The organism is Mycoplasma sp. 2575, assembly GCF_053851635.1.
The window spans coordinates 1-2,944 of record NZ_JBSQBB010000021.1; the positions used below are offsets into that span (position 1 = coordinate 1).

Consider the following 2,944-nt stretch of genomic DNA (forward strand, 5'->3'; position numbering starts at 1 on the left):
TAGGTAAAAATCTTGACGTTTGAGACGATTTGGCTTATAAATTGAGTTTGATAGTCGTAACGCATAAGTCAGTAGTTTCGACATTTACGGACAAGTTTAATTACTTGATTAGAAATTTAGAAAAATTTAAATTAAATACATCGGATTTAAAACAAGAAACGAATCACTTAAAAACAATGTTTAAAAACCTAATTAAACAAGTGGGTAATGACCTATATGAAAACTTTAAGTAGATTTTTAATTTTATTTTAATGTTCGCAAAGTGGGTTTGAAAAAATTGGTTTGCCAACCAATCCAAATATAAATAAAGCTTAAAAAAATGGATTCTAATTTTTAAAATAATACCCGTAAGGTTAATTTAAAAATATATTACTATTTAATTTTTACTTTCGAAATATATAGATTTACAAAAAAATAATAGCAAAGTATGACACTTTGTTAATTTTCCTGATTCCTGTTTTAAATTTTTTAGGTCTTAAAAAACATATTTGATATCTTAAGTTTAAGAAACATTTTTAAACTATAAAAATGTTGAAATTTGATTAAGAATTAACAAGCTAAATAGTTATATTAATTATTAGAAGTCCAATTTAATGAATTTTTTAAATAATATTTAAAATTGCAATGTAATTTTTTTGCTTAGTATATAAGCAGAAAGAAGAATATGAAGAAAATAATCGATGTTACGGAAAGTGAATATTTATCACTTTTTTTAGGAAATTTAATTATTAAAAAAGAACAAGGTAAAATTACAATACCAACTAATGATATTGATAGTATTATTTTCGAAAATAATAAAACAACAATATCAATACCACTAATTAATAAATTTATAAAAGAAAAAGTTAATATAATTATATGCAACGAAAAACATCTGCCTCAGGCGCAAATTATTCCGTTTGATAATTATTATAATAACAAAGTTTTTTTATCTCAATTAACTTGAGATGAGAATTACAAAGCCATAACCTGAAAAAATATTATTAAATTAAAGATTTCTAATCAACTTAATTTGTTAGTAAACTTTAATTTAGTTAATGATGAAGATTATCAAAAATTTAAAAATTATATTTTAGATGTCAAAATTGGTGATTTATCTAACCGCGAGGCTCATGCAGCTAAACTTTATTATAAAAATATTTTTGGAACTGATTTTAAAAGAGAAAGAGATAACTTTGATGATGATATTAATGCGATGCTAAATTATGGGTATACGATTTTACTATCATTTTATAGTCGAGCAATTAATGGGCGCGGTTTTGATAATCGCATTGGCGTTTTTCATAAGAGTTTTAATAATCCTTATAGTTTAGCATGCGATCTAATGGAAGTGGCTAGGGTGTTTGTTGATTATGTTGTATATCAGTATTTAATCAAGAAAGCTAATTATCAAGAAGTGAATTGAAAAATTTTTAAGCAAATGCTATATGAATTTTTTGATGAGCATATTAATGTCAACAATAAGCATATAAGAATTCGCGATTATATTGATTATTCAGTTAAAAAAATATTAGAAAATTGTTCATTAGAAGAGTTAATCGTTGATTGAAATTCAAAGTAGATTTATGCGAATAATTGTTATGTATGATATTTCGATGGACGATGATAATATCGCTTATTATAATAAATTTAGAAATGAACTAATCAAATTAGGTTATAGCATGATTCAATATTCAATCTATGTTAAATGTATATCAGCTCACACCCAATATCCTTATGAAAAGGATAAACTAATAAAAATCGTTCCAAAAAAATCAAATGTGAGAATTTTATTAGTAACAGAAAGTCAATATCAAAATATTGAAATCATTAATGGCGAAAAATCGCTAAATGAATATTACTTGGATAAAAAAATATATTTAGAGGTATAAATTATGTTAGAAATAGTAAAATTTAGTCATCTTTTAGATTATGACTATCAAGGAATTAGAGTTATTGAAAGCAGTAACTCTTTAGCTTTTTTAGCTATGTTAATTAATCATGAAAATCAAAATAATCAACCAAGTCTTTTAATTAATAATAAAGGCTATTTTGTTAATGAAAGTATTATTATTAATCCATTATCAAAAGTTATTGATATCCTTAACTTTAGCAGCAAAAATAGTTTATATAAAATGTTTATAAAAGACAGTAGAATTGATCAAGAAAATTTAATCAAAAGTGATTTATTATCTGAAGTATTAAATTTTTATACAAATTTAGTTGCTGAAGATTTTATTTATCTTAATTTAGATAAATCAAAGTTAGTTAAATTTTTATTCCAACTAAATGATCAGAAATTGATTAATAAAGATATTTTATTTAAGTTTTTTGATTTATCAAATCAACTAGATAAGCAACTCGTAATTATCACTAATTTTGAAAATATCAATATTAGTGAGTTAGTTGCTTATACTAATAAATTTAACTTTATTATATTAACTAACAATATTTGAGATATTTGCAATAGCTTTGAAGAGTTAGAAGTTTGTTCAATTTTTGATAATAAAACATTTATCAATATTGATAATGTGTCTTTAATTAAAGAAATACTTATGCAAAAATTCAATGTTGATGATATTGAAAAAATCAAAGAAAGCAAAACATTGCAAAATGCTATAAAATCAATCATTTTAGATTAATTTTTAATCAAATTTGAACGTTTTTATACAAGAATTCATTAAATTGTAACAAGAATGAGCCACCTAACATATATAGTAAAATGTTATAGGTGGTTTTATTATGTGCGAAATAGAATTAAACTATTTTCAATTAAATAGAAAACGAAAATTATTAGATGTTATAACTGCATATTCTGATTTAACAAATAAGCAATTATCCTTAAGGGCAAAATGTTCAATGTCAACCATAAAAAGATTAAAACAAGAATTAAGAAATGCCAAATTATGCAAAAAGAGGTTAACTTAGCACATGGCAATCAATGAGGCGATAGAAAAAAGATTTA

Annotated in this window: 5 protein-coding genes; all 5 read left to right on the forward strand. The window is 22.9% G+C overall.

Annotation, left to right across the window (positions count from 1 at the left end; all coding sequences use genetic code 4):
* Positions 1–233 (forward strand): hypothetical protein (locus ACWXVU_RS03125; protein WP_456012185.1); only part of this gene is annotated, 233 nt, incomplete at its 5' end.
* Between the two features lie 431 nt (positions 234–664).
* The gene (gene cas1, locus ACWXVU_RS03130) at positions 665–1,561 is read left to right on the forward strand and encodes a type II CRISPR-associated endonuclease Cas1 (RefSeq protein ID WP_456012187.1); all 897 of its coding nucleotides are present in this window, start codon (positions 665–667) and stop codon (positions 1,559–1,561) included.
* A gap of 4 nt (positions 1,562–1,565) precedes the next feature.
* Positions 1,566–1,871: a CRISPR-associated endonuclease Cas2 gene (gene cas2, locus ACWXVU_RS03135; protein ID WP_438340428.1), complete on the forward strand. Its 306-nt coding sequence runs from the start codon at positions 1,566–1,568 to the stop codon at positions 1,869–1,871.
* 3 nt (positions 1,872–1,874) lie between these two features.
* Positions 1,875–2,621: a hypothetical protein gene (locus ACWXVU_RS03140; RefSeq protein ID WP_456012189.1), complete on the forward strand. Its 747-nt coding sequence runs from the start codon at positions 1,875–1,877 to the stop codon at positions 2,619–2,621.
* Positions 2,622–2,721: 100 nt separating this feature from the next.
* Positions 2,722–2,907 carry a hypothetical protein gene (locus tag ACWXVU_RS03145; protein ID WP_456012190.1) on the forward strand — a complete coding sequence of 62 codons (186 nt, stop codon included), beginning with the start codon at positions 2,722–2,724 and terminating at the stop codon, positions 2,905–2,907.
* The last annotated feature ends 37 nt before the right edge of the window (positions 2,908–2,944 follow it).